Below are 25,241 nucleotides of genomic sequence, written 5' to 3'. Positions count from 1 at the left end.
AGGGTGAGGGGTTAAGGTGCGAAAGCGTCACGGCGGCACCCCTCACCCTTTCGGCTGTGGCATCGCTACGCTCTACGAGCCTCAAGCCCTCTCCCGCCGGGAGAGGGAACCTATCAAAGAATAAACCGGCTCAGATCCGCATTCTTCGACAGGTCTCCGACCTTTCCGCGCACCGCGTCGCCGTCGAAGGCGACCGTCTGGCCCGAGAGGTCAGAGGCCTTGAACGACGTCTCCTCCAGCACCCTCTCGATCACCGTGACCAGCCGTCGGGCCCCGATATTCTCGACCGCGCCGTTGGCGGCTACGGCGGCGTCGGCCAGGGCCTCGACCGCATCCGGCGTGAAGGTCAGGGTGACGTCCTCCGTCGCCAGCAGGGCCTGGTTCTGGCGGATCAGATTGGCCTCGGGCTCGGTCAGGATGCGCACGAAGTCGTCGCGGGTCAGGGCTTTCAGCTCGACGCGGATCGGCAGGCGGCCCTGCAGTTCGGGCAGCAGGTCACTGGGCTTGGCGACGTGAAAGGCCCCCGAGGCGATGAACAGCACATGGTCCGATTTCACCGGTCCATATTTGGTCGAGACCGTGGTGCCCTCGATCAGGGGCAGCAGGTCGCGCTGTACGCCTTCGCGCGATACGTCCGCCCCGCCGCGATCCTGACGGCCCGCGACCTTGTCGATCTCGTCGATGAAGACGATGCCCTCGTTCTCGGCCAGCAGCAGGGCCTCGCGCGTCAGACTGTCCTGATCCAGCAGCTTGTCGCTCTCTTCCGCCAGAAGGGGCTGCACGGCGTCGCGCACGGTGGTCCTGACCGACCGCGTCCGCCCCCCGCCCAGCTTGCCCAGCATGTCCGACAGGTTCAGCAGGCCGACGTTGCCACCGCCGCCGATATCCAGCCCCTGGATCGGCGAGGCGGTGTCGGCCAGCTGCAGCTCGATCTCCTTGTCGTCCATCTCTCCGGCACGAAGCTTCTTCCTGAAGCTGTCACGGGTCGCGGGCTGGGATCCCGGGCCGACCAGGGCGTCCAGGATTCGCTCCTCGGCCGCCGATTCAGCCTTGGCCCTCACGCCGGTGCGGCGGGTATCACGCACCATGACCAGGGCCGCCTCCACCAGATCGCGCATGATCTGGTCGACGTCACGGCCAACGTAGCCGACCTCGGTGAATTTGGTCGCCTCGACCTTGAGGAAGGGCGAGCCGGCGAGGCGGGCCAGGCGGCGCGCGATCTCGGTCTTGCCGACGCCGGTCGGTCCGATCATCAGAATATTCTTGGGCGTGACCTCGTCGCGCAGATCGGCGGGCACCCGCTTTCGTCGCCAGCGGTTGCGCAGGGCGACCGCGACGGCGCGTTTGGCGTCGTCCTGACCGACGATATAGCGATCCAGCTCGGAGACGATCTCGCGCGGGGACAGGTCGGTCATACGCGGCCTCCGCCGAGCGTTTCGACGGTCAGATTGCCGTTGGTGTAGACGCAGATGTCGGCCGCGATCGCCATGGCGCGACGCGCCACCGCCTCGGCGTCCAGGTCGGTGTTGTCGATCAGGGCGCGGGCGGCCGCCAGGGCATAGTTGCCGCCCGACCCGACGGCCGCGACGCCGTATTCCGGTTCCAGCACGTCGCCGACGCCCGTGACGGTGAAGATGGAGTCCCTGTCTGCGACCAGCAGCATGGCCTCCAGCCGGCGCAGATAGCGGTCGGTCCGCCAGTCCTTGGCCAGATCGACACAGGCGCGGGCCAGCTGGTCGGGATACTGCTCCAGCTTGGCTTCCAGCCGTTCGATCAGGGTGAAGGCATCGGCCGTGGCGCCGGCAAAGCCCGCCAGAACCTTTCCGCCCGCCAGGGTACGCACCTTGCGGGCCGCACCCTTGACGATGGTGGGCCCCATGGAGACTTGGCCGTCGCCCGCGATGACGGTGCGGCCGCCCCTGCGCACCGCCAGAATGGTGGTGCCGTGCCAGTCCGGAAATGTCGAATGTGTTTGGCTCATGCCTCCCAGATGGAGAACGGATCGCGATGCGGCAAGCCGAAAGCCGTGCAAAGACAGTAAGTCGGCGTCGTCATATTTTCACCAATGTAACTGGTTAATGCTGCAAGATAATACCAAGTAAACCGCGTTATTTGAGTAAATTCGTGCTGTATCGCCTTATCTACGTCAGCGAAGCTGTCGGCTCGACCGGAGCGTCCACACTGTCTATCGCCCAGATTCTGGGCATTGCCGGCCGCAACAACCGCCGCGATCACATCACCAGCGGCATCCTGTTTCATGATGGCTGGTGCCTTCACGCGATAGAAGGCGCGCGGGTCGACATCGACCGTCTGATGCGTCGGCTGCATGAAGACCGACGTCACAGGAACATCCGCGTTCTTGTGGACAGGCCGATCGCCGAGCGTCGCTTCTGCGAGCCCATGAGCCTGAGCCGGAATCCATCGGCCCTGCTGAAGGCGATCGGCTCGCCCCGGATGGAGACCATGACCGGCCGTGAGGCCGAACGGATCGTCGACATCAAACAGGCGGCGTGACGTCATGGGCTCCAGCGCCTAGTGGGAGTCCATGGCATTTTCTCCCGAAGAGGTCGAACGCTACGCCCGCCACCTGGTTCTGGCCGAGATTGGCGGACCGGGGCAGCAGAAGCTGGCGGCTGCGACCGTTCTGATCGTCGGTGCGGGTGGCGTCGGGGGGCCAGCCGCCCTGTATCTGGCGGCGGCGGGCGTCGGGACGATCCGGATCGTGGACGGCGACACGGTCGCCCTGTCCAATCTTCAGCGCCAGATCCTGTTCGATACGACTGACATCGGCCGCGCCAAGGTCGAGGCGGCGGCCGGGCATCTGACCGCCATCAATCCTCATGTCCGCGTCGAAGCCCTGGATCATCGGTTGAGCGCGGACAATGCCCTGGCCGTGATCTCCGGCACCGATGCTGTCCTGGATGGGACGGACGATTTCGCCACACGGCACGCCGTAAATGCCGCCTGCGTGGCTGCAGGGGTTCCGCTGGTTTCGGGCGCCCTGGGACGGTGGAGCGGTCAGGTGGGGGTCTTCGCTGGCCGCCCATGCTACCGCTGCCTGGTGCCCGAGAGTCCGCCGGATGCCGAGACCTGCGCCCGCGTCGGTGTCGTCGGCGCTCTGGCCGGCGTCATCGGCGCGATGGCGGCCCTCGAGGCGATCAAGCTGATCACGGGCGCAGGCGAACCCCTGACCGGTCGGCTGATGCTCTACGACGGCCTGTCCGCGACCAGCCGGACAATCAGCGTCACCGCCGATCCCGGCTGCCCGGTCTGTTCCCGCCCCTGATCCCTCGACCCACGCAGGGCCGAAAGTAGAAGAGGCGCACGATCGCTCGTGCGCCTCCTGCATTCCGGGTCGATCTCCCGGATCAGGTCCGGGACTGCCTTGTCATCATGCCCAGTCGGGACGCGCGCGCTTCTTGCGGAACGAAGGGTTCAGCGTCTGCTTGCGCAGGCGGATGGACTTGGGCGTGACCTCGACCAGTTCGTCGTCGGCGATATAGGCGATGGCCTGCTCCAGCGACATCTGGCGAGGCGGCGTGAGGCGCACGGCCTCGTCCTTGCCGGAGGCACGGACGTTGGTCAGTTGCTTGCCCTTGATCGGGTTGACGTCGAGGTCGTCCCAGCGGGCGTTCTCGCCGATGATCATGCCCTCATAGGTCTTCTCGCCGGCACCGACGAACATCACGCCGCGATCCTCGAGGTTCCACAGCGCAAAGGCGGCCGTGTCACCGTCGGAGTTGGAAATCAGCACGCCCTTGAGGCGGCCGGCGATCTCGCCCTTGAACGGCTCATAGTGGCTGAAGACGCGGTTCAGCACGCCCGAACCGCGCGTGTCGGTCAGGAACTCGCCCTGATAGCCGATCAGCGAGCGCGACGGGGCCTTCAGGCTGATGCGGGTCTTGCCGGCGCCGGACGGACCCATGTCGGTCAGCTCGGCCTTGCGTTGCGACAGCTTCTCGATGACGACGCCGGAGTATTCGTCGTCGACGTCGATCATGACGTCCTCGATCGGCTCCATCTTCTCGCCGTTCGGTCCCTCCTGATAGACCACCCGCGGACGGCTGATGGAGACCTCGAAGCCCTCGCGGCGCATGTTCTCGATCAGAACGCCCAGCTGCAATTCGCCACGGCCCGCGACTTCATAGGCGTCGCCGCCCTCGGTCGTGGTCACGCGGATGGCGACATTGGCCTCGGCCTCCTTCAGCAGGCGATCGCGGATGACGCGCGACTGGACCTTGTCGCCTTCGCGGCCGGCCAGGGGGCTGTCGTTGACCGAGACGGTCATGGAGATGGTCGGCGGGTCGATCGGCTGAGCGGGCAGGGCGTCCGTGACCTCGAGGGCGCACAGGGTGTCGGCCACGGTCGCCTTGGACATGCCGGCGATGGCGACGATGTCGCCCGCTTCCGACCCCTCGTCCAGCGCCTGACGCTTCAGGCCGCGGAACGCGAGGACCTTGGTGATCCGTCCGCGCTCGATTTCCTTGCCGTCACGATCCAGGGCGTGGATCGCCATGCCGGGGACGGCCTTGCCGCTTTCGATGCGGCCGGTCAGGATCCGGCCCAGGAAAGGATCGCTTTCGATCAGCACGTTCAGCATCTGGAACGGCTTGTCCCTGTTGTCCTGCACCTTCGGCGGCGGCACGTGGTCGACGATCAGGTCGAACAGGGGGGCCAGATTGTCGTTGGGCTGGTTCAGATCCATCGTCGCCCAGCCGTTGCGGCCCGAGGCATAGATGTGCGGGAAGTCCAGCTGCTCGTCCGTCGCGCCGATGGCGGCGAACAGGTCAAAGGTCTCGTTGTGGACCCGGTCGGGGTCGGCGTGGGCACGGTCGACCTTGTTGATGCACAGGATGGGGCGCAGGCCCATCTTCAGGGCCTTGGTCAGCACGAACTTGGTCTGGGGCATCACGCCTTCTTCGGCATCCACCAGGATGACGCAGCCGTCCACCATGCCCAGGATTCGCTCGACCTCGCCGCCGAAGTCGGCGTGGCCGGGGGTGTCGATGATGTTGATGCGCGTCTCGCCCGCCTTGCCGTTCCAGAGCACCGAGGTGCATTTGGCCAGGATGGTGATGCCGCGTTCCTTCTCCTGGTCGTTGGAGTCCATGGCGCGTTCGGTCGTGGCCTCATTGGCCCGGAAGACGCCGGACTGGGCCAGGAGCTGGTCCACCAGGGTGGTCTTGCCGTGGTCGACGTGGGCGATGATGGCGACGTTGCGTAGGTTCATGGCCGAGGTTCTAATCTGTCAATGCGAAAAGGCGGCCGACAAATGCGGGGGCCGCTCGTTAGGGGCGTCATGCGGGGAGCGCGCGCCTCATACAGGCTGGACGCGCGAAAGGCCATAGGGGCGCAGCACGGCACAGATTTGACAGGTCGAAGGTCCCGGCGCAGCCTTCGCCTCTCAATCAGCGGGAGCGGGCCAATGAAGCGAACGATCGTGATGGGCGTGGTCGCCCTGATGGGCGTGGCGGGCGTCGCCGGGGCCCAGGGCCAGACCTCGCCGGGCCCGGCCGAGATCGTCGCGGCCCGTCAGGCGTCGTTCGACATGTCCGCCGTCACCCTGGGGGCGATCAAGACCCAGCTGGACGCCGGCGCGCCGCCGCAGGGCATCGCGTTCGCCGCCTCCGGCCTGAACAAATGGGCCACCGCCCTGCCGACCATGTTCCCGGCCGGCACCGGATCGGACAGCCTGCCGGGCGCGACCAAGGCCAGGCCGGAAATCTGGACCAACCGCGCGGACTTCGAGGCAAAGGCCGCCGCCTATGCCGCCGCGACCGCGGATCTACAGGCGAAAGTCGCCGCCAACGACACGGACGGGGCGCTGGCAGCCTGGACCATCGTGCGTGGCACCTGCGGCTCCTGCCACGACGCCTATCGGGAATAGACCGCCGCCTCAGACCCTGGCGGACCGGCTCCGGACCCAGGTGTAGAGCGCGAGGGTCAGGACGGCGAAGGCGACGATCCCCGCCAGCATGGCCGGCCAGGAGGATCCTTCCGCGATCAGCGCGAACGGAGAGTCGTTCTTCGTCGCCACGATGACCCCGGCCGTCATGACCAGGAACAGGCTCTCGCCCACGATCAGGCCCGAGGCCAGAAGCACGCCCATGCGGCGACCGACGTCGGCGAAGCGGGTGGTCTTGATCGCCCGGTCATAGACCCAGCCGGCGACGGCCCCGATGACCAGCATCGTCGTCACGGCGGCGGGCAGATAGAAGCCGATGCCGACAGCGAGCGGCGGCAGCTTGATCTTGCCCTTGCTCGTCGCGTTCAGCACCGCATCCAGCACGATGATGACGACGCCGATCACCGCGCCGAGGCCGATCAGGTCCCAGCGCAGCCCGCCGTCGATCACGCCCTTGGCCAGGGCCGAGATCAGCGTGGCCTGCGGGGCGGCCAGGGGCTCGTCGGCGATGCCGGCGGGGCCACCCTCGAAGCCGAAGGCCTGGTTCAGCAGGTTCAGGATCAGGGGAATGACGATCGCGCCGGCGCCCACGCCGATGATCAGCGCCGTCTGCTGCCGCCAGGGCGTGGCCCCGACCAGCTGGCCGGTCTTCAGGTCCTGCAGGTTGTCGTTGGCGATCACGGCCACGGCGAACACCACCGCCGTCACGATCAGGGCGAAGGCCACGACCGAGGGATCGGCGGGCAGGCCCGACAGCGCCATCACGCCCAGCATCAGCACCGAGGCGATGACGATGGCGAGGATGCCGACGCCCGACACCGGGCTGTTCGAGGACCCGATAAGCCCGGCCATATAGCCGCAGATCGCCGCCACCGCGAAGCCGATGACCACGACATAGACCAGACCCCCGCCGACCAGCAGGGCGGTCGATCCGGCCAGGGTCGGATTGCTCTGGGCGAAGACCGCCAGGATGCCGGCGATGCCGACCAGGCACGCGACCGAAATCAGTCCGACCAGATGGATGGGAATGTCCTGTTCGGAGCGGTCCAGCACCTCGCCCCCGGCACGGCGCCGGTTGGCCGCCAGCGCCGAGGTCAGGCCGCCGACCAGCGGCCCGGCGAGCTTGATCAGGGTCCACAGGGCTGCGACGCCGATGACGCCCGCTCCCATGAACCGCACCTCGCGCCGCCAGACCGTCGTGGCCAGTTCCTCGGGGGAGGCCCCGGCAACGGTGGAGGCGATGGAATCGATCCCGTGGCTGGCCAGCCAGGCCACCACGTCGGGCGAGGTCATCAGCGGCACGAACACGAACCAGGCGACGATCAGGCCGAACAGCTGGGCCAGACCGACCGTAAGCCCGATCAGGTGTCCGGCCCCCAGAAGTGCGAACTGCATGCCGAAGCCCAGACCGGTCGCTCCGCCACCCAGCGAGGCCGGCAGCTTGACGAACCGCGCCGCCTCGCCAGCGAACACCCGCGCCGACACCAGCCAGGCATAGACGGTGGACACGATCGCGCCGACGACCACGACGGCCAGACCGGCCTTGTTCTCGCGCACCGCGCTGTCAGTCTGTTCGGCCCCGCGAGAGCCGACGGTCAGGACCTCGGCCGCCGCGACGCCCTCGGGATAGGGCAGGCCCGCATCGACGACCAGGGCGCGACGGAGCGGGATGGAGAAGGTCACGCCCAGCACCCCACCGAACACGCAGATCAGCACCGATTCCCAGAACGGAAACCCGGTCCACCAGCCGACCATGACGAGGCCGGGCAGGACGAAGATGATCGAACTCATGGCCCCGCCGACCGAGGCCACGGTCTGGACCGTCATATTCTCCCAGATCGTCGAGGTCTTGAACGCCCGCAGGATGGCCATGGAAATGACCGCTGCAGGAATGGCCGAGGCGAAGGTCAGCCCGACCTTCAGGCCCAGATAGGTGTTGGCGGCCGTAAAGATCACGGCCAGCAGACAGCCCAGGATCACGGCCCGGACGGTCAGCTCCACGCGCCTGGCGGGCGGGGCGGCGGGGGCGGTCTGGGTCATGCGGCGATCCTGTCTGCGTCGGTCCGCGCGACCTAATCGACAAAACCCCGCTTGGGCAACGCCCCTCTCACGCCGGGCGAATGCTCAGGCGACGCCGGGGCGGCTTCGCTGCCCGCGCCGGGCGCGCCGGGCCTCGACCGGACAGGCCAGGGTGAGGCGATGCAGGACGGCCAGCACCAGGCCGGTGATGGCCCACGACAGCAGGGTGTCGGACAGATAATGGCCGCCGAACGCCATCCGGTTGACCGACAGGGCGATGCCATAGATCAGGGCGGCCGGGACGGTCCAGCGCCGCCACTCGGGCGGCGTCATGAGCCAGACCGCCGCCACCATCCAGGCCGCCGACGACGCCTCACCGGAAACGAACGAGCAGTTCTGCGCGCAGCCGTCGCTGATTGTCCATGCGGGGGTGAAGGTCGCGTCGCCGCCGAACAGATCGGTCTGGATCGGACGCGGCCGCCCCCACGTCGATTTCAGCAGGCCGTTGACGATCAGGCCCGGCCCGATCGCCAGTCCGGCCAGCAGCACCACGGCCCGTCGGCTGTAGTGCCGGAAACGGCCGGCCGCGGCCCGGAGTCCGACTGCGATCTCGCCAAGCAGGCCCAGCACGATCATCATCAGCGCATAGGTCGAGGACTTTCTCAGCGCCTTCAGCACGACGTTGTCGGCCAGGGCGAACCCGGCCTCCGGCGAATAGAACAGCCGGCTCACGGCGATATCGACACCGGGCAGAAGCATGAAATAGAGCGACAGGGCCAGCAAGGCGACCGCCGCGATCGTCACCGGTTCGCCCGGCCGCAGACCGGCGGCCAGGGACAGCCGGATTCGCGCCGCCTCCCGGCGCAGGCCATGAAGGCTGACCCAGGGCCGGTGCCGTCTGCGTGCGTCGTCTGCTGTGATGTGCGCCATCGAATCCCCCGACACGAAGCTGAGCCGAAGCCCTGCTCCGTTTTTGCGGCGGATGCATCACGGAAACATTGGTCTTCTGTGTCGAACCCGTGGCGTTTCCGTACAAGACGCTCCGGGTCCGCACGATCGGGCCGGGGCTGCGGGGGGCGAGACGCCTCTTCACCCCGGCCGCATCGTCCGCTAGACCGCGCCATGCCCGAACTTCCCGAGGTCGAGACGGTCCGACGGGGCCTGGAACCTGTGCTGGTCGGGGCGCGCCTGACCCATGTGCGACAGAATCGCCCCGACCTGCGCTTCCCCTTTCCCGAGCGATTCATCGAACGGCTGTCGGGGGCGACCGTGGAGCGTATCGACCGCCGGGCCAAATACCTGCTGACCGCCCTGTCGACCGGCGAGACCTGGGTGACGCACCTGGGCATGACCGGGCGCTTCACCGTCGACGGTGAGCAATTGGGCGAGTTCGAGGAGCCCGCTCCCATCGGCGGCAAGCACGAACACATGAGCCTGTGCGCCTTGCGCGACGGGTCCGCGACCCGGATCGGGTTCGCCGACGCACGCCGCTTCGGCTTCATGGGTCTGATGGCGACCGACGCGGTCGACCGCCATGCCTGGTTCGCCGGTCTGGGCCCCGAGCCGCTCGGCAACGGCTTTTCCGGCGCGCACCTCGCCGAGGCCTTCGAGGGCAAGAAGCAGAACATCAAGGTGTCGCTGCTGGATCAGAGGATCGTGGCCGGCCTTGGCAATATCTATGTCTGCGAGGCCCTGTACCGCGCCCGTATCTCGCCCCTGATCGCGGCGGGCAGGATTTCGCGGCCCCGGCTGGAGCGGCTGGCCGTGGTCGTCCGCGACGTGCTGACCGATGCCATCGCGGCGGGCGGATCGACCCTGCGCGACTTCGCCAATGCCGACGGCGGCCAGGGCTATTTCCAGCACCGGTTCGACGTCTATGGCCGCGAGGGCCAGCCCTGCCTCGACGAAGGCTGCACCGGCATGGTCCGGCGCATCGTCCAGGGCGGCCGCTCGACCTTCTACTGTTCGACCTGCCAAAGGCGATGATGGATCACCGCATCGTGCTGTTCCGCGCGATGAACACCGGCGGCATTCGCGCCCCGGTGACCGAGCTGCGCGCGATGGCCGAGGAGATGGGGCTGGGCCATCCGCGCACCCTGATGGCCAGCGGCAATCTGGTGGTCGAGAGCGACCGGGATCCGGCCGATCTGGAAGCGGCAATCGAGGCGGAGACCGAGGTCCGGTTCGGCCGGCTGATCGAGACCCTGGTGCGCACCCCCGGCCAGTGGGCGGCGATGATGGCGGCCAACCCCTTCGCCGATGCCGCGACATTGGATCCAACCCGCCTGCTCGTCATGGTGATGAAGTGCGGGATCCGGCCGGGAGCGGTGGAGGCCCTGCGCGCCCTTGCCATCGGCGATGAGGCCGTCGAGGCGGCCGGCGGAAACCTGTTCTTCTGGCACCCGGACGGCATCGGCTCGTCGAAGATGGCCGGGATGGCGCAGCCCCGGCTGATCGGCACGGGCACCGGGCGCAACTGGAACACGGTGCTGAAGCTGGCGGCGCTGGTCGGCCTCTGACGACACGGTCCTGATCGCCAGACTTGATCCAGAGCCCCGGCTCGCGCGATGCTGGTGGCCACAGCCTTCCCGGGGACGACCGACATGATCGAGATGGTGATCGACGCGCGCAGGAAAGACCTTGGCGGGTTCGAGGTCGGGCGCATCCTGCCGTTCCATTCGCGCCGGATGGTCGGGCCCTTCATCTTCCTGGATCATATGGGTCCGGCCGAGTTCGCGCCGGGGGCCGAGGCGATCAATGTGCGGCCCCATCCCCACATCGGCCTGTCGACCCTGACCTATCTGTTCGAGGGCGAGATCATGCACCGCGACAGCCTGGGCTATCGTCAGGCGATCCGTCCGGGCGAGGTCAACTGGATGACCGCGGGCAAGGGCATCGTCCATTCCGAACGCACCGATCCGCTGAAGCAGGCGCAGGGCGGGCCGATGAACGGCATGCAGGCCTGGATCGCCCTGCCCGATGAGGCCGAGGAGATCGACCCCGGTTTCCAGCACCATGGCGAGGATTCGCTGCCGGCCTATGAGAACAGCGGCCTGTTCGCGCGGCTGGTGGCGGGAGAGGCTTATGGCGCGGCGGCCAGTGTGAAGACGTCCTCGCCGCTGTTCTATGTCCACTGGGAGATGCAGCCGGGCGTGCGCACCACCCCGCCGTCGGGGAAGGGCGCGGGCGGCATGCCCGAGCGCGCGCTGTACGTCGCCAAAGGCTCCATCGAGGTCGGCGACCGGACCTTCCACGAAGGCCAGATGATCGTGCTGGCACCTCATGCCGAGCCGACCGTGAAGTCCCTGACCCAGGCCACCGTCATGGCCCTGGGCGGCGAGCCGGTGGGCCCGCGGCTCATCTGGTGGAACTTCGTCTCGTCGTCCCAGGCCCGGCTGGATCAGGCCAAGGCCGACTGGCAGGCCGGGCGGATGAAACTGCCCGACGAGGACGATCTGGAGTTTATTCCTCTACCGGACGATGCGGCCGTCACGACCCGCTCGGAACCGGTCCAGCCGCCGCCGACGCCCCCGGCGTGACGGCGTCGGCATGACGCTGTCGGCCAGCCAGTGCGCCCTGGTAGGTGATCCGGACGATCTCTATTTCCAGAACCTCGACCGGCATATGGTTGATCTGGAGCCCTTGGGCGCATTCGTGCGAACCCATGTGCAGTCCGGGGTGATTTTCGACGTTGGTGCCAACCTCGGGGCGGCGAGCAGGGTCATGCTGGAAGCAGCGCCGCTTTGCCGCGTCGTGGCCTTCGAGCCCTCGCCCGTCAGCGCGGCCTATTATCGCCGAAACATCGACACCCGCGCCACCCTGATCGAAGCCGGTGTTTCCGACCGCCCCGGTGTGATGCCTTTTGTCATGGCTGCGAACCGGGGCAACTGCCACTTCACGACCGAGGCCTATCTGTATGCCCAGGCCCCGGACTTTCGCCCGGCGCACATACCCGTCACCACGCTTGACGCCCACAGGCCGACCGAAGGCGTCTGCCTTGTAAAGATCGACGTGGAAGGCTTCGAACCTTTCGTCCTGGACGGCGCGACCGGGCTTATCGAGCGCGACCGGCCCTGGATCTGGATGGAATTCAACGCGGCCTGCCTGAACATCACCCACGGGATCAGCCCGATGAAGTTCGCACAGTGGCTCTTCGAGGGGTTCGAGGTGTTCGATATCGACCTGCAGCCATGGCCCGACCCCGCGGAGCTGACGTTTGCCAATATGACGCGACTGCGCTGCATTCAGGACGTGATCCTGAAGCCCCGCCGCACAGGATCGGACCTGCCAACCTGGGCCTCGTGGAACGGGCGATGACGACTTGCGCTGCTCCAAACAAGATCAGCGGGTGGTGACCTTCACGACCCAGTCGGTGACCGTGTCCAGAGCCAGCGGCGACACCGTCTCCTCGATCGTCCCGTACTCGCCGGGCAGGCCGGTGGTGGCGGTCTGCATCAGATGGTTGAGGCCCGGCAGGACGACGATCTCGGCCGAGGGCTGGAGCCGGCGCAGGGCCCCGGCGTCCAGCGTCGCGGGCACCTGAAGGTCCTTTTCGCCATAGACGGCCAGCAGCGGCACGGTCAGGGCGGCGAGGGCCGGAGCGGGGTCATAGGCGACGAAATACCGGTACCAGCCCGAGGCCATGGCGGCGGTGCTGCTGCGCGCCCGTTCCGCCGGAATGCCGGCCTCGACCAGCACGGCACTGGCGGCCGCGGCTGCCGCGGGGCCGTCGTTCCTGTTGGCGACCACGGCGGCCATGGTCCGGCTTTGCACGCTTCGCAGCGCCGCCACCTGCTCCGGCGTCTGGCCCGAGGCTGCGGCGATCATCGCGGCCTGTTCGGTGATGATCTCGGCTCCCGACACGGCTGGTCCCGCCAGCATGACGACGAAGGCGGCGGGCGCGCCGTTCCGGACGGCCAGGGGCGCGATGGCTCCACCCTCGCTGTGGCCGATCAGGCCGATGCGGGCCGCGTCGATCTCGGGTCGGGTCTGCAGGAAGGCGATCGCGGCCCCGGCGTCCGTGGCGAAATCGGCCGTGGTCTCGTCCGGCCCTCCGCCGCCCGACCCGCCGATGCCCCGGTCGTCGTAGCGCAGGACCGCGATCCCACGCCGCGTCAGGGCATCGGCCCAGACCGCGAAGGGCTTGTGGTCGAAGATCGTCTCGTCCCGGTCCTGCGCGCCCGATCCGGTCAGCAGGACGACGGCCGGAAACGGCCCCGACCCTGCCGGCAGGGTCAATGTGCCCGCCAGGGTGATCCCCGCGCCCTCGTTGCGGAAGGTCACATCCTCGGCCGCATAGGGAAAGGGCGGCTGCGGCGTCCGGGGCCGGTTCGGACCGGCCGGCTCTGCGGCGTTGGCCGCGCGCGTCAGGATCAGGGGCAGGGAGCCCGCTCCTTGCGTCCAGGTGCCGGTCCAGGTGCCGCCATCGGCCGAGACCGCGCCCTCGAACCCGCCGCGCGCGACGGGGACAGCGAAGCGGACGACGCCGCCGTTCAGGATCAGATCGGCGACCGGGATGCCGCGCGCATTCTGGGCCGGGCTGTCCATGACGGTCACCAGCCCGTTCGACCCCTGCTCGACGCGGATCACGATCGGCAGCGACGTTCCGCCGACGTTCAGCGCCCCCTCCCACCGGCCGACCAGATCGGCCTGGGCCGCCTCCGCCTGAACCATTTCCATCGCCACGATCATCGTCCACGCCCCTGACAGGTTGCGCCCCCAGACTGCGCCTGCCGCAAGCCCCGATCCAGCCCAATTGGCGGTGCCCGATCCGATTGCGACGGACGGGCTGACGGTGCAGGGTGCTCGCTCAACCGGGAGCCCCGCCGCCCATGCAGACCCGCATCGTCGAGACCGACGGCCTGACCCAGCAGGTGCTGGAGGACGGCCCCGAAGGCGGGCCGCTGGTTCTGCTGATCCACGGCTTTCCCGAGCTGGGCATCAGCTGGCGGGCCCAGGTGAAGGCGCTCGGGGCGGCGGGCTATCGCGCGGTCGCCCCGGACATGCGGGGCTATGGCGGGACGGACAAGCCGGGGCGGACCGAAGAGCACACCATCCTGCATCTGGTCGGAGACATGGTCGATCTGGTCCGGGCGCTGGGCCGGAGCGAATGCACCGTGGTCGGACACGACTGGGGGGCCCCCGTCGCCTGGCATTGCGCCCTGATGCGGCCGGACCTGTTCACGGCCGTGGCGGGTCTGTCGGTGCCGTTCCAGCCGCGTCGTCCGGGCGGACCCCCGACCCCGGCCATGGCCGCCCTGGCCCGCCGCGCGGGCAAGGGCGAGCTCTATATGAACCAGTTCCAGGCCCCCGACGCCCATCGGATCTTCGAGGCGGATGTCGCGAATGGCTTGCGCAAGGGTTTCTACAGCTACGACGGCGCGACGCCCGACGACCGGCAATCCACCGGCTTCATCGCCCCCGGCCACGACTTCCTGTCCGAGGTGCCCGACGACGCCACCCTGCCGCCGTGGATGAGCCCGGGTCATTTTGCGGAATATGTCTCGGCCTTCGGCGCGGGCGGGTTCAAGGGGCCGATCGACTGGTACCGGTGCCTGGATCTGAACTGGTCGCTGACCGCCTTCCTGCAGGGCCGGAAGATCCGCCAGCCGTCGATGTTCATGGTCGGGCAACGCGATCCCGTCCGCCACTACGCCGGTCAGCATGAGGCGGGTCTGAAGGACTGGCTGACCGACCTTCGCAGCCAGACCGTCCTGCCGGGCGCGGGCCACTGGCTGCAGCAGGAGCGGCCGGAGGAGGTCAATGTGGCCCTGATCGGGTTCCTGAAATCCCTCTGAGCCCGCTTGGCACCCATGCGGCCGGTCGTGCATTGTCCCTGCCATGACGCGCATGACCAGCTTTTCCGACGGCACCTCGGTTCCGATCCTCGGCCAGGGGACCTGGATGATCGGTGACGATCCGGCCCGGCGCGATGCCGAGCAGGCGGCGCTGGCGCGGGGCATCGACCTGGGGCTGACCCTGATCGACACGGCCGAACTGTATGGCGACGGCCGTGCCGAGCGGCTGGTCGGCGAGGTCATCGCCGGGCGGCGCGACGAGGTCTTCCTGGTGTCCAAGATCAGGCCCGAGAATGCGGGCGAGATGACCATGATGCTCCATTGCGAGAAGTCGCTGGAGCGGCTCGGCGTCGAACGGCTGGACCTGTATCTGCTGCACTGGCAGAGCCGCCATCCGCTGGAGGAGATCGTCGCCGGGTTCGAGGAGCTGATCGACGAGGGGATGATCGCCCGCTGGGGCGTGTCGAACCTCGACCTGCGCACCATGAACCGGCTGGAGGCGATCGACGGGGGCGACCTCTGCTCGGCCAACCAGGTCCTCTATCATCTGGGCTCGCGCGGCATCGAGTTCGACCTGCTGCCCTGGTCGCAGGAGCGGATCATGCCGATCATGGCCTATTCGCCCCTGGGGCGGGGCGACATCCTGAACCATCCGGCGCTCAAGGCTGTGGCCGACCGCCACGATGCCACGCCGGCCCAGATCGCGCTCGCCGCCGTCCTGCGTCAGGAAGGGGTGATCGCCATCCCCAAGGCCTCCACCGTCGAGCACGTCGAGGCCAATGCCGCCGCCCTGGAGATCGAACTGGACGCCGAGGACATCGCGGTCCTCGACCGCGCCTTTCCGCCGCCCACGACCAGCCAGGCGCTGGATATTATTTGACCCGTTTTTTCGTCATTCCGGGCGAAGGCGCGTAGCGCCGCAGACCCGGAACAAGGCGGCGCGCGTGAGCGCGAACCTGTCGCGCACGCCGGCGCTCAAGGCGTGGCCGTTTGAGTGGCATCGAGATCGCCTGCGCTTCACTCCGGCGCCGCCTTGTTCCGGGTCTCCGCTGCGCTTCGCCCGGAATGACGAAAGAGTTTAAACGTCCACCGCCGCATCCAGCGCATTGTCCTGGATGAACTCGCGGCGCGGTTCGACGACGTCGCCCATCAGCTTGGCGAACAGGTCGTCGGCGTCGTCGGCGTGATCGACCTGGACTCGCAGCAGGGTGCGGGCGTTGGCGTCCAGCGTGGTCTCCCACAGCTGTTCGGGGTTCATCTCGCCCAGGCCCTTGTAACGCTGGATGGCCAGGCCCTTCTTGCCCTGGTCCAGCACCGCGGTCAGCAGGTCGATCGGCCCCCGGATGGTGATCGACTTGTCCTTGCGCCGATAGGTGGCAGGCGCGTCGAACAGGCCCTCGAAGGCGGCAGCGCGCTCGGCCAGACGACGCCCGTCCAGTGACCGGAGCAGCGCCTCTTCCAGCACGATGGTTTCCTGCACCGCGCGACGGCTGCGGCCGAAGACGACGGCACCCTGCTCGCCCGGGGCACCGGACCAGACCCCGTCGCCTTCCTCGGCATACAGGTTCAGACGTTCGGCCGCAGCGGCCGACGCCCCGACCGGGTCCGCGTCCTCGGCGAACAGGCCCGCGAGCGCGCCCTGCTCGATGGCGAAGGCGGGCGCGCGCTGGCTCAGGCGATCGACCTGGGCCTTGAAGGCCTTGGCGTCGCGAACCAGGGCCTGCAGGTCGTGGCCGGTGCGGCGCTCGCCCGTCGCCAAGTCCAGCTCGGCGTCCGACGACCCTTCCTCGATCAGATAGGAGTCCATCTCCGACTGATCCTTCAGATACCGCGACTGCTTGCCCTTGGAGACCTTGTAGAGCGGCGGCTGGGCGATGAAGACGTGGCCGCGTTCGATCAGCTCGGGCATCTGCCGATAGAAGAAGGTCAGGAGCAGCGTCCGGATGTGCGCCCCGTCGACGTCGGCGTCGGCCATCAGGATGATCTTGTGATAACGCAGCTTGTCGGCGTTGAAGTCGTCGCGGCCGATGCCGGTGCCCAGCGCCAGGATCAGCGTCCCGATCAGCTCGGACGACAGCATCCGGTCGAACCGTGCCCGCTCGACGTTCAGGATCTTGCCGCGCAGGGGCAGGACGGCCTGGTTCTCGCGGTTGCGCGCCTGTTTGGCCGAGCCGCCTGCGGAATCGCCCTCGACGATGAACAGCTCGGACTTGGCCGGGTCGCGTTCCTGGCAGTCGGCCAGCTTGCCGGGCAGGGAGGAGATATCCAGCGCCGACTTGCGCCGCGTCAGGTCGCGGGCCTTGCGCGCCGCCTCACGGGCGGAGGCCGCCTCGATGATCTTGGCCACCACCGCCTTGGCCTCGACCGGATGTTCCTCGAACCACTGGTTCAGGCCGTCGGTGCACAGCCCCTCGACCGCCGGGCGGACTTCGGACGACACCAGCTTGTCCTTGGTCTGGGAACTGAATTTCGGGTCCGGAACCTTGACCGACAGCACGCAGGTCAGGCCCTCGCGCGCGTCCTCGCCGGTCGGGGCGACCTTTTCCTTCTTCAGGGCGCCCGAGCTTTCCATATAGGCCCCCATCACCTTGGTCAGGCTGGTGCGGAAGGCCGACAGATGGGTGCCGCCATCCCGCTGGGGGATGTTGTTGGTGAAGCACAGCATGGTCTCGTGGTAGGAATCGTTCCACCACAGGGCCAGGTCGATCTCGATATTGTCGCGCTTGCCGCGAATGACGATGACGTCCTTCAGGATCGGCGTCTTGGACTTGTCCAGATGGCGCACGAAGGCCTCGACGCCCCCTTCATAGTGCAGGATTTCCTCGAACGGCTCGACGCCGCGATGGTCCTGCAGCTTGATCACCACGCCCGAGTTCAGGAAGGCCAGTTCGCGCAGGCGGTGCTCCAGCGTCTTCAGGTCGAAGTCGATATGGGCGAAGGTGGTGACGGACGGATAGAAGGTTACCTGGGTGCCCGACAGCACCTTGCCGTTTTCGCGCATCGGGGCCTCGCCGGTGACCCGCAGGCTCTCGACCGTATCGCCCCGCTCGAACTTCATCTCGTGGCGCTGGCCGTTCCTGAAGATCACCAGCTTCAGCCAGTCGGACAGGGCGTTGACGACCGAGACGCCCACGCCGTGCAGACCGCCCGAGACCTTGTAGGAGTTCTGGTCGAATTTTCCGCCCGCGTGCAGCTGGGTCATGATGACCTCGGCGGCGCTGACGCCTTCCTCGGCGTGGATGTCGACCGGGATGCCGCGCCCGTTGTCGGTGACGGTGACCGAGCCGTCGGCGTTCAGGATCACCTCGACCAGATCGGCATGACCGGCCAGGGCCTCGTCGATGGCGTTGTCGACCACCTCATAGACCATGTGATGCAGGCCCGAGCCGTCGTCGGTGTCGCCGATATACATGCCGGGGCGTTTGCGAACCGCATCCAGGCCCTTGAGAACCTTGATGGATTCGGCACCGTAGGCGGCCTCTTCGGCATTGTCGGCGGTGCGTTCGTGGATCGGTTCGTCGGTCATTCGGTCGTCCGGAGACGCGGGTGTCGTGGCCAGCGCCACGCGCCGTCCAACCCGCTGAGAGGGGTCGTGTCCGCGCGGGGTGATTCACCCGCCCGGATGTGACGTTTATATAGGAATTTCCGCACGGAAAGCGAGCGGATTGGCCGGTTCAACCCTCGCCGTCGTCGATCCGGCGCGGGATGTCCCGCTGGGCGTGAAGGACCCGCCAGACCTCGATCCGGTCGTCCAGCTCGACGTAGAAGACCAGATAGGGGAAGTGCTTCAGCCTCCGGGATCGCAGCCGCTCCACACCGAGTTCGTGTGCATAGCGCGTCGATCCGATCTGGGGCTCCGTGGCGATCCCGGCGTAGGTGGCCTCCAGTGCGTCGATGAAGCGTTCCGCGATCCGATCGCCGGCCGTCGTCAGGTAATGATCGACGATCTTGTTGGAATCTCTGATGGCCTCAGGCCGCGCGCCAAAGGCCTTGCGGATCATTCCGCCGCGTTACGACCGGACCTGACCCGATCGCGGAGGCGTTGGAAATAGGCCTCGTCGACGGCTTCGCACGGCCCGGACGCCGCGCCGTCCAGGATCATTTGGCGCAAGCTTTTTCGCGCCTGCTGCTCGCGGATCAGGGCGCGCAGATAGTCCGCCCCGGACGCGTAGCCTTCGGTGGCGACCTCCGCATCGATGAAAGCGCTCAGGCTTTCGGGCAGGGTGAATGTCATGGTCGTCATGGCGACCTCAAGCTACCGCATCGAAGACGATGCGCAAGCATTGGGGGTATCGGACAGGCTGCAGCCCCTGCTGGCCTTGCTCCCGCGCGGGCTAGCCCCATATGTTTGGCTCACCCATCGAAAGACCCACCACCGACGCCCGAGCCTGATCGGCCGATGGGGGATCGCTTGGCGACTCCGCCGATGCCGTGACTCAGGCTCCTTCTGACCCCGAGCACCGATGCCCCATGCCGACAGCCTGATTTCCACCCTCGTTGCCGGCTTCGTGCTGGCGTTCGTGTTCGGGATGATGGCCAACCGGCTGAAGCTGTCGCCCCTGGTCGGTTACCTCGTCGCCGGGGTGGTGGTCGGGCCCTATACGATCGGTTTCGTGGCCGACATGGAGCTGGCCCCTCAGCTGGCCGAGATCGGGGTGATCCTGCTGATGTTCGGGGTCGGGCTGCATTTCTCGCCTGCGGATCTGATGAAGGTCCGGAAGGTCGCCATCCCGGGGGCCCTGGTCCAGATCGCCTCGGCGACCCTGCTGGGCTGGGCGCTCGGGCGGTTCCTGCTGGGGCTGGGCGACATCGAGGCCCTGCTGATGGGCTTCGCCCTGTCGGTCGCCTCCACCGTCGTCCTGATGCGGGCGCTGGAGGAGCGACGCCAGAACAGGGGCGAGGTCGGGCGGATCGCCGTCGGCTGGCTGATCGTCGAGGATCTGGTGATCGTCATCGCCCTGGTCATGCTGCCCATGATCGTGCTTCCGGCCGGAACGGCAGTCGATCCGGCCGCCCTGGCGCTGAACGTCGGCTGGACCCTGCTCAAGGTCGCGGGCTTCGTCCTTGCCATGCTGTTCGTCGGCGGGCGCGTTCTGCCCTGGCTGCTGGTGCGGATCGCCCATACCCGGTCGAGGGAGCTGTTCACCCTGGGCGTCCTGGCCATCGCGCTCGGCATCGCCTGGATCGCCTGGTCTCTGTTCCACTCCTTCGCGCTCGGGGCCTTCCTGGCCGGGCTGGTGCTGAACGGCACACCGCTGGGCCACAACGCGGCCGAGCGGTCCCTGCCGCTGCGCGATGCCTTCGCCGTCCTGTTCTTCGTCTCGGTCGGCATGCTGTTCGACCCGACCATCCTGTGGCGCGAGCCCCTGTCGGTGCTGGGCGTTCTGGGCATCGTCATCGTCGGCAAGACGATCGCGGCGCTGGCCATCACGCGGATCTTCAGGCTGGACCGGGCCACCGGCCTGACGGTCGGGGCCAGTCTCGCCCAGGTGGGCGAGTTCTCCTTCATCCTGGCGGCGCTCGGCCTGTCGCTGGGGGCCATGAGCCAGCAGACCCACGACCTGGTGCTGGCCGCCGCCCTGCTGTCGATCTCGCTGAACCCCTTCGTCTTCGTCTTCATGGACCGCATCGGCGGCAAGCCGCCCGGCGCGCGCGTCAAGGGCGAGGTCAACCCGGCGACGGCCTAGGAATAATTTCCACTCCGGCCCTTGTTCTGGTCGCGCCGCGAGCCCACGTCGGTCACCGGTCCTTGACATCCCGCCTGTCTGGCACCGCGAGAGGTGCCAGAATTTCCGATAATCCCGTCACCGTGACTCTGACCGCGAGAGCCATCGGTTTGAATTTGTTGAGGTTCGGGATTTCCCGGTCACGGTGAGTCACGTCGTTTGGGTCACGGGGGGTTCCGGGGGCTAGCCCTGGACCAGGGCTCCGCCCTCGACCCGCACGAAGGCGGCTCGTCCCCTGAGAGGCGCGAACAGGTCCGCCTCCGTACCGGTCATGAAGGCCTGGAGGTCCAGGGCCACGATCTCGTCGAACAGGGCCGCGCGGCGACCGGCATCCAGATGCGCCGGGGCCTCGTCCAGCAGCAGGACGGGCGGGGCGGGCGTCGGGCCGCCCGTCGCCTTCAGCCGCCCGATCTGGGCCAGGATCAGGTTCAGGACCAGAGCCTTCTGCTCGCCGGACGACCCCTCGGCGGCCGGGCGGTTCTTCTCGCGATGGAGTGCGGTCAGGTCGGTGCGGTGCGGGCCGAACAGCGAACGCCCGGCGGACGCGTCGCGGCCCCGGGACCGGGCCAGCCCTTCGCGGATGTCTGCGGCGATGGCCTCGTCGTCGGCCCCGTCTGCCGCGGCCGTCTCTGCCGCGCCCTCCAGGCCCAGATCGGCCTGGGGAAAGGGGCGTTCGGCCCGCGCGTCGATCGCGCCCTGCAGCACCGCCAGCGCCCGCGCCCGCGCCGAGGCCGCCCGCGCCCCGGTCTCGCCCAGACGGGCTTCCAGCGCATCCAGCCACAGGGGATCGGCCTCTCGCCCTTCGGCCCCGTCGACCAGCAGCCGCAAACGCTCGCGCAGCGCCTTTTCGTACCCCGCCACTGCCGCCGCATGGCCCGGGTCGGCAGCGAACACCAGCCGGTCGAAGAACTTCAGCCGCTCGGCCCGCGCGTCCGAGAACAGACGGTCCTGCTCCGGCGTTGCCCAGACGGGCCGCAGATAGTCCAGCAATCGCCCGGGCTGGGCGGTCTCGCCCTCGATGCGCACCATGCGCCGCCCGGCGCCCGCGACCTGAACCCCGGTGCCCAGACGCAGGTCGTCACCGTCGGCTCCCTCCAGCGTCAGGGCCACGGCCCAGGCCCGGCCACCGGTCTCGCCGGGTTCGCGCCGACCCATCTCCTGTGCCGTCGCGCCCCGCAGCCCCTTGCCGGGGGTGAACAGGCTGAGCGCTTCCAGCAGGTTGGTCTTGCCCGCCCCGTTCGGCCCATGCAGCACCACGGGACCTGTGCCTACGGACAGGGTGGCGGCGGCATAGGACCGGAAATCGGTCAGGGTCAGCGAGCGGATCAAGCGACCGACATAGCCCGCTTCGTCCGGCAGGTCACAACCTCGGCCGCCTCCCGGGTCAGATTCCGTATGGCCACGCCGGACCCGCGCGCCGCAGATGGACGGGATGGCATAGACGTCAGGGCTTGCGCCACTGGTTGGCGCGCTCGCCCCTGGCCGCCTTCCCGGCGGTGTCGGCGATGCGGGCCGCCCGCGTTTCCGGACGCTTCGCATGGCCGATCCACTCAAGAATGCCGCGGCGTGTCGAGGGTGGAAAGGTGGCGAACGTCGCCGCCGCGCCGGGGTGCTGGTCGAACGCCATCGCCAGGTCCGCAGGAAGCTCCAGCCGGTCGACGGCGTCGAGTGCGGTCCAGGATCCGTCCGCGCGGGCCCGTTCGATCTTCAGGAGGCCCGCCGGATGCATCAGCCCGGCGGCCTCCAGTCTTTCGATCCGCGCCTTGTTGGCCTTCGACCAGTTGGAGCCGGGCTTCCTCGAAGACATCAGGAGCATCGTGCGCTGATCGTCCAGCTTCCTCGGCAGACTGTCGACCCAGCCGAAAGCCAGAGCCTCCTCGACCAGATCGTCGTAGTGCACGCGCGGTTGCGAGGCTCCGACCTTGAAGGTCACGACCCAGACGCTGTCCGCCCGCTGGTAATGCCTCGACAGCCAGTCTCGCCATTGGGCGCGGCTGGTGACCTCGACCCGCTCGAACTGCTCGAGCCGGCCCAGGGACTCACACCCGCAGCGGCATCAGCACATACTGGACGCCCGGATCGCCCGGATCGAGCACGAGCGTGGGGCTAGCCGGGTCGGCGAACAGGAAGGTGGCGTTCTCGCCCGTGATCTGGCCAGCGACGTCCAGCAGATAGCGCGCGTTGAAGCCGATCTCGAACGGGGCTTCGGAATAGCCGATCTCGACCTCCTCCACGCCCTGACCGGCCTCCATGTTGCGCACCGTCAGGGTCACCCGGTCCAGCTCGAAAGCCAGTTTCACCGACCGGCTCTTTTCCGCCGAGATGGTGGCGACGCGATCCACGGCCGAGGCGAAGACGGCGTTGTCGATATCGGCCTGCTTGTCGTTCCCCTTGGGGATGACGCGCATATAGTCGGGGAAGGCCCCGTCGATGACCTTGGAGGTCAGGGAGGCCTGGCCGAATTCGAAGCGGATCTTCTGCGGGCTGATCGAAATCTCGACCGCGCCGGTGCCGTCGTCCAGCAGGCGGCGGACCTGATCGATGGTCTTCCTGGGCACGATCACGCCGGGACCGCCGGCGGCGCCCTCCGGCGCGGGCGTCTCGGCCAGGGCCAGGCGGTGGCCGTCGGTCGCCACGGCCCGCAGCAGCGGGATGCCCGCCTCGGACACCGTGTGCAGGTACAGGCCGTTCAGATAGTAGCGCGTCTCCTCGGTCGAGACGGCAAACCGGGTCTTGTCGATCAGACGGGCCAGGTCGTCCTTCATCAGGGTGAAGCGCGCGCCCGACTGGTCGGTCGACATGACGGGAAAGTCGCCGGCCGGCAGGACCGGCAGGTTGAATTTGGAACGGCCCGCCTGGACCGTCAGGCGCGGATCGTCGCCGTTGTAGGTCAGGGCGACCTCGGCCCCGTCGGGAAGCTTGCGCACGATCTCGTACAGGGTGTGGGCGGGGGCGGTGATCTGGCCCTCGACCTGAACGGTGGCGTCGGCCTCGTCCACGATCTCCATGTCGAGGTCTGTGGCGGCGAAGCTCAGGCGGTCGCGGCCGGCCGACAGCAGGACATTGGACAGGATCGGAATGGTGTTCCGGCGTTCGACCACGCTCTGCACATGGCCCAGGGCCTTCAGGAGCGCGGATCGTTCGATGGTCAGTTGCATGGTGTCTCGGGCGTCCGGAGCGAAGGCGGAATCATCCCTCGCGGAAACAGTGGCTACGGACACTAAAGGATTGGCGGCGGGGGGCAAGAAAGAGACTGGGGATTAGGGACTGGGGATTAGGGATCAGGGCAACTTGCCCAACTGCCGAAGGCCGTCTCCCACGCCACTTAATCCCCAGTCCCTGGCCCCTAATCCCTGCCTAGCCCCGCAGCTTGCGCGTCAGGGCCTCGACGTCCCTGGCGATCTGGTCGTCCAGCGGCATCAGCTCCTCGATCTTGCGGACGCCATGCAGGACCGTGGTGTGGTCGCGCCCGCCGAAGCGACGGCCGATGTCGGGATAGGACCGTGTCGTGTGCTGCTTGCACAGCCACATGGCGATCTGGCGCGGACGGGCGACGGCACGGGTGCGGCGCTCGCTCAGCAGGTCGGCCTGCTTCATGTTGAAATGCTCGGCGACCGTCTTCTGGATCTCGTCGACCGTGATGCGACGCTCCGGTCCGCCGCGCAGGGCCGTGCCCAGCAGGGTCAGGGCCTCATCGACGCCCAGCGACGTCAGGCGTGGTCCGGCCGCCGCGGCCAGGGTGTTCACGGCCCCCTCCAGTTCGCGCACCGAACCCGGCGTGCGGTCGACCAGTTGTTCCAGTACCTCGCGCCGGGCCTCGCCATTGACGACTCCCAGGCGGGCGAAGGCGGCGATGCGGTTCTCGGCCACGGCGATCTTCAGCGAGCGGTCGGCAGGCTCGACCGGGCAGGTCAGACCGGCGGCCAGATGGCTGCGCAGGCGGGGCTCGACCTCGGTCAGGGCCATGGGCGGGCGGTCGGCCGACAGGACGATGCGTTTGCCGTCCTCGATCAGGGCCGTCAGCGTGGACAGCAGTTCTTCCTGGGTCGAGGCCTTGCCGCCCACGAACTGGACGTCGTCCAGCAGCAGCATGTCGGCCGAGCGCAGGCTTTCCTTGAAGGCGGCGGTCGAGCGGTCCTGCATCGCCTTGACGAAGGTCGACAGGAACCGTTCGGCGGTCAGATAGACGACCCTGGCGTCGGGGCGCAGGCGCTGCGCCTCCCAGGCGATGGCGTTCAGCAGATGGGTCTTCCCGTACCCATAGGGGCCGCAGAAGAAGATCGGGTTGAAGTGGCCGTCGGCCCAGGACGCCGTCTGGCGCGCGATGGCCAGGGCGAAGGCATTGCCCTGCCCCTCCACGAAGCTGTCGAAGGTCAGTCGCTCCTGCAGGCCCGCGGCGCGGACCGCGCGGGCCCCGTCGGTCACGGGGGCGACGGTCGGCGACACCGGTGTCTCCAGTCCGGCCGACGACAGGGCCTGGAGCGCGACAGCCGAGGCCGGAGGCGCCGAGGACACCTCGGCCCGGCAGCGGACATCCAGACGCCGCGACAGGCCGTCCAGGCCCAGCCACAGCTCGTTCAGACGGCGCAGGGCGTTCTTGCGCACCCAGTCGCGGGCATAGCCGGTCGGCGTGACCAGGATCAGGTTGCCCGATCCGTCGATCCGCACGGCGGACGGCGCGATATAGGAACTGAACGGACCCTCGCCGATTTCAGACCGCAGCCTTACCGAGGCTTCGTTCCAGATCCGGTCCGGATCCGTCATGCCCGTCGTCGCCAACCCCGTCGCCCCCAT

23 protein-coding genes are annotated in these 25,241 nt (G+C 68.1%); 10 read left to right on the top strand and 13 right to left on the bottom strand.

Features of this window, described 5'->3' with window-relative positions; genetic code table 11:
- Positions 1-113: 113 nt before the first annotated feature.
- Both hslU and hslV read right to left on the bottom strand, forming a co-directional pair.
- Positions 114-1,415, bottom strand: coding sequence for an ATP-dependent protease ATPase subunit HslU (hslU, locus tag O3139_RS00115; RefSeq protein ID WP_269514866.1), 1,302 nt, complete (start codon positions 1,413-1,415; stop codon positions 114-116).
- On the bottom strand, positions 1,412-1,981 hold the full coding sequence (gene hslV / locus O3139_RS00110; protein ID WP_269514865.1) for an ATP-dependent protease subunit HslV: 570 nt from the start codon (positions 1,979-1,981) through the stop codon (positions 1,412-1,414). Before hslV ends, hslU begins: the two co-directional genes overlap by 4 nt.
- 143 nt (positions 1,982-2,124) lie before the next feature.
- Here hslV and O3139_RS00105 point away from each other — a divergent pair, with 143 nt between their 5' ends.
- Entirely contained in the window at positions 2,125-2,514 is a 390-nt protein-coding gene (locus O3139_RS00105) for a BLUF domain-containing protein (RefSeq protein WP_269514864.1), read from the top strand.
- A 31-nt stretch (positions 2,515-2,545) separates the two neighbouring features.
- On the top strand, positions 2,546-3,286 hold the full coding sequence (locus O3139_RS00100) for a HesA/MoeB/ThiF family protein (protein ID WP_269514863.1): 741 nt from the start codon (positions 2,546-2,548) through the stop codon (positions 3,284-3,286).
- Between the two features lie 105 nt (positions 3,287-3,391).
- On the opposite strand, the gene typA is transcribed toward O3139_RS00100, so the two are convergent.
- Positions 3,392-5,230: a translational GTPase TypA gene (typA, locus tag O3139_RS00095; RefSeq protein WP_269514862.1), complete on the bottom strand. Its 1,839-nt coding sequence runs from the start codon at positions 5,228-5,230 to the stop codon at positions 3,392-3,394.
- A gap of 195 nt (positions 5,231-5,425) precedes the next feature.
- Between typA and O3139_RS00090 the strand changes: the two genes are divergently transcribed.
- Complete coding sequence (locus O3139_RS00090; protein ID WP_269514861.1) at positions 5,426-5,887, top strand: c-type cytochrome; 462 nt, start codon at positions 5,426-5,428, stop codon at positions 5,885-5,887.
- Between the two features lie 9 nt (positions 5,888-5,896).
- On the opposite strand, the gene O3139_RS00085 is transcribed toward O3139_RS00090, so the two are convergent.
- Both O3139_RS00085 and O3139_RS00080 read right to left on the bottom strand, forming a co-directional pair.
- The gene (locus O3139_RS00085; protein WP_269514860.1) at positions 5,897-7,945 is read right to left on the bottom strand and encodes an OPT family oligopeptide transporter; all 2,049 of its coding nucleotides are present in this window, start codon (positions 7,943-7,945) and stop codon (positions 5,897-5,899) included.
- A gap of 84 nt (positions 7,946-8,029) precedes the next feature.
- The gene (locus tag O3139_RS00080; protein WP_269514859.1) at positions 8,030-8,854 is read right to left on the bottom strand and encodes a phosphatase PAP2 family protein; all 825 of its coding nucleotides are present in this window, start codon (positions 8,852-8,854) and stop codon (positions 8,030-8,032) included.
- 192 nt (positions 8,855-9,046) lie between these two features.
- On the opposite strand from O3139_RS00080, the gene mutM reads away from it, so the two are divergent.
- The 4 genes from mutM to O3139_RS00060 all read left to right on the top strand — a co-directional run bounded on the left by mutM (position 9,047) and on the right by O3139_RS00060 (position 12,241).
- Entirely contained in the window at positions 9,047-9,910 is an 864-nt protein-coding gene (mutM, locus tag O3139_RS00075) for a bifunctional DNA-formamidopyrimidine glycosylase/DNA-(apurinic or apyrimidinic site) lyase (protein ID WP_269514858.1), read from the top strand.
- Complete coding sequence (locus O3139_RS00070; RefSeq protein ID WP_269514857.1) at positions 9,910-10,443, top strand: DUF1697 domain-containing protein; 534 nt, start codon at positions 9,910-9,912, stop codon at positions 10,441-10,443. The genes mutM and O3139_RS00070 overlap by 1 nt, the downstream gene beginning before the upstream one ends.
- Positions 10,444-10,527: 84 nt before the next feature.
- Positions 10,528-11,463, top strand: a complete 936-nt coding sequence (locus O3139_RS00065) for a pirin family protein (protein ID WP_269516502.1) — start codon at positions 10,528-10,530, stop codon at positions 11,461-11,463.
- Positions 11,464-11,473: 10 nt separating this feature from the next.
- A complete protein-coding gene (locus O3139_RS00060; protein ID WP_269514856.1) occupies positions 11,474-12,241 on the top strand; it encodes an FkbM family methyltransferase in 768 nt (255 codons plus the stop codon).
- Positions 12,242-12,265: 24 nt separating this feature from the next.
- Here O3139_RS00060 and O3139_RS00055 read toward each other — a convergent pair whose 3' ends face one another.
- Positions 12,266-13,615 (bottom strand): alpha/beta hydrolase family protein, encoded by a 1,350-nt coding sequence (locus tag O3139_RS00055; protein WP_269514855.1) that lies wholly within the window; start codon positions 13,613-13,615, stop codon positions 12,266-12,268.
- Between the two features lie 140 nt (positions 13,616-13,755).
- Here O3139_RS00055 and O3139_RS00050 point away from each other — a divergent pair, with 140 nt between their 5' ends.
- Together O3139_RS00050 and O3139_RS00045 are read left to right on the top strand one after the other, a co-directional pair.
- Entirely contained in the window at positions 13,756-14,721 is a 966-nt protein-coding gene (locus O3139_RS00050) for an alpha/beta fold hydrolase (protein ID WP_269514854.1), read from the top strand.
- 52 nt (positions 14,722-14,773) lie between these two features.
- Positions 14,774-15,601, top strand: a complete 828-nt coding sequence (locus O3139_RS00045) for an aldo/keto reductase (RefSeq protein ID WP_269514853.1) — start codon at positions 14,774-14,776, stop codon at positions 15,599-15,601.
- 198 nt (positions 15,602-15,799) lie between these two features.
- Here O3139_RS00045 and gyrB read toward each other — a convergent pair whose 3' ends face one another.
- The 3 genes from gyrB to O3139_RS00030 all read right to left on the bottom strand — a co-directional run bounded on the left by gyrB (position 15,800) and on the right by O3139_RS00030 (position 18,964).
- Entirely contained in the window at positions 15,800-18,247 is a 2,448-nt protein-coding gene (gene gyrB / locus O3139_RS00040) for a DNA topoisomerase (ATP-hydrolyzing) subunit B (protein ID WP_269514852.1), read from the bottom strand.
- A 148-nt stretch (positions 18,248-18,395) separates the two neighbouring features.
- On the bottom strand, positions 18,396-18,722 hold the full coding sequence (locus tag O3139_RS00035; protein WP_269514851.1) for a type II toxin-antitoxin system RelE/ParE family toxin: 327 nt from the start codon (positions 18,720-18,722) through the stop codon (positions 18,396-18,398).
- Positions 18,719-18,964, bottom strand: a complete 246-nt coding sequence (locus O3139_RS00030) for a ribbon-helix-helix domain-containing protein (protein WP_269514850.1) — start codon at positions 18,962-18,964, stop codon at positions 18,719-18,721. Before O3139_RS00030 ends, O3139_RS00035 begins: the two co-directional genes overlap by 4 nt.
- A 220-nt stretch (positions 18,965-19,184) precedes the next feature.
- Between O3139_RS00030 and O3139_RS00025 the strand changes: the two genes are divergently transcribed.
- Positions 19,185-20,408, top strand: a complete 1,224-nt coding sequence (locus O3139_RS00025) for a cation:proton antiporter (protein ID WP_269514849.1) — start codon at positions 19,185-19,187, stop codon at positions 20,406-20,408.
- 222 nt (positions 20,409-20,630) lie between these two features.
- Here O3139_RS00025 and recF read toward each other — a convergent pair whose 3' ends face one another.
- The 4 genes from recF to dnaA all read right to left on the bottom strand — a co-directional run bounded on the left by recF (position 20,631) and on the right by dnaA (position 25,211).
- Positions 20,631-21,776 carry a DNA replication/repair protein RecF gene (gene recF / locus O3139_RS00020; RefSeq protein ID WP_269514848.1) on the bottom strand — a complete coding sequence of 382 codons (1,146 nt, stop codon included), beginning with the start codon at positions 21,774-21,776 and terminating at the stop codon, positions 20,631-20,633.
- Positions 21,777-21,891: 115 nt separating this feature from the next.
- Positions 21,892-22,380 (bottom strand): YdeI/OmpD-associated family protein, encoded by a 489-nt coding sequence (locus O3139_RS00015; protein ID WP_269514847.1) that lies wholly within the window; start codon positions 22,378-22,380, stop codon positions 21,892-21,894.
- A gap of 106 nt (positions 22,381-22,486) precedes the next feature.
- Positions 22,487-23,605, bottom strand: a complete 1,119-nt coding sequence (gene dnaN / locus O3139_RS00010; protein ID WP_269514846.1) for a DNA polymerase III subunit beta — start codon at positions 23,603-23,605, stop codon at positions 22,487-22,489.
- A 199-nt stretch (positions 23,606-23,804) separates the two neighbouring features.
- A complete protein-coding gene (dnaA, locus tag O3139_RS00005; RefSeq protein WP_269514845.1) occupies positions 23,805-25,211 on the bottom strand; it encodes a chromosomal replication initiator protein DnaA in 1,407 nt (468 codons plus the stop codon).
- Positions 25,212-25,241: the final 30 nt, after the last annotated feature.

It is taken from the genome of Brevundimonas subvibrioides (genome assembly GCF_027271155.1).
Classification (GTDB): Bacteria; Pseudomonadota; Alphaproteobacteria; order Caulobacterales; family Caulobacteraceae; genus Brevundimonas; species Brevundimonas subvibrioides_D.
This window is presented reverse-complemented; position numbering and strand designations above follow the sequence as displayed.

Coding starts and splice junctions, on each gene's coding strand:
- hslU (WP_269514866.1), bottom strand. CDS start 1,415: ATGACCGACCTGTCCCCGCGCGAGATCGTCTCCGAGCTGGATCGCTAT.
- hslV (WP_269514865.1), bottom strand. CDS start 1,981: ATGAGCCAAACACATTCGACATTTCCGGACTGGCACGGCACCACCATT.
- O3139_RS00100 (WP_269514863.1), top strand. CDS start 2,546: ATGGCATTTTCTCCCGAAGAGGTCGAACGCTACGCCCGCCACCTGGTT.
- typA (WP_269514862.1), bottom strand. CDS start 5,230: ATGAACCTACGCAACGTCGCCATCATCGCCCACGTCGACCACGGCAAG.
- O3139_RS00090 (WP_269514861.1), top strand. CDS start 5,426: ATGAAGCGAACGATCGTGATGGGCGTGGTCGCCCTGATGGGCGTGGCG.
- O3139_RS00085 (WP_269514860.1), bottom strand. CDS start 7,945: ATGACCCAGACCGCCCCCGCCGCCCCGCCCGCCAGGCGCGTGGAGCTG.
- O3139_RS00080 (WP_269514859.1), bottom strand. CDS start 8,854: ATGGCGCACATCACAGCAGACGACGCACGCAGACGGCACCGGCCCTGG.
- mutM (WP_269514858.1), top strand. CDS start 9,047: ATGCCCGAACTTCCCGAGGTCGAGACGGTCCGACGGGGCCTGGAACCT.
- O3139_RS00070 (WP_269514857.1), top strand. CDS start 9,910: ATGGATCACCGCATCGTGCTGTTCCGCGCGATGAACACCGGCGGCATT.
- O3139_RS00065 (WP_269516502.1), top strand. CDS start 10,528: ATGATCGAGATGGTGATCGACGCGCGCAGGAAAGACCTTGGCGGGTTC.
- O3139_RS00060 (WP_269514856.1), top strand. CDS start 11,474: ATGACGCTGTCGGCCAGCCAGTGCGCCCTGGTAGGTGATCCGGACGAT.
- O3139_RS00055 (WP_269514855.1), bottom strand. CDS start 13,615: ATGATCGTGGCGATGGAAATGGTTCAGGCGGAGGCGGCCCAGGCCGAT.
- O3139_RS00050 (WP_269514854.1), top strand. CDS start 13,756: ATGCAGACCCGCATCGTCGAGACCGACGGCCTGACCCAGCAGGTGCTG.
- O3139_RS00045 (WP_269514853.1), top strand. CDS start 14,774: ATGACCAGCTTTTCCGACGGCACCTCGGTTCCGATCCTCGGCCAGGGG.
- gyrB (WP_269514852.1), bottom strand. CDS start 18,247: ATGACCGACGAACCGATCCACGAACGCACCGCCGACAATGCCGAAGAG.
- O3139_RS00035 (WP_269514851.1), bottom strand. CDS start 18,722: ATGATCCGCAAGGCCTTTGGCGCGCGGCCTGAGGCCATCAGAGATTCC.
- O3139_RS00030 (WP_269514850.1), bottom strand. CDS start 18,964: ATGACGACCATGACATTCACCCTGCCCGAAAGCCTGAGCGCTTTCATC.
- O3139_RS00025 (WP_269514849.1), top strand. CDS start 19,185: ATGCCCCATGCCGACAGCCTGATTTCCACCCTCGTTGCCGGCTTCGTG.
- dnaN (WP_269514846.1), bottom strand. CDS start 23,605: ATGCAACTGACCATCGAACGATCCGCGCTCCTGAAGGCCCTGGGCCAT.
- dnaA (WP_269514845.1), bottom strand. CDS start 25,211: ATGACGGATCCGGACCGGATCTGGAACGAAGCCTCGGTAAGGCTGCGG.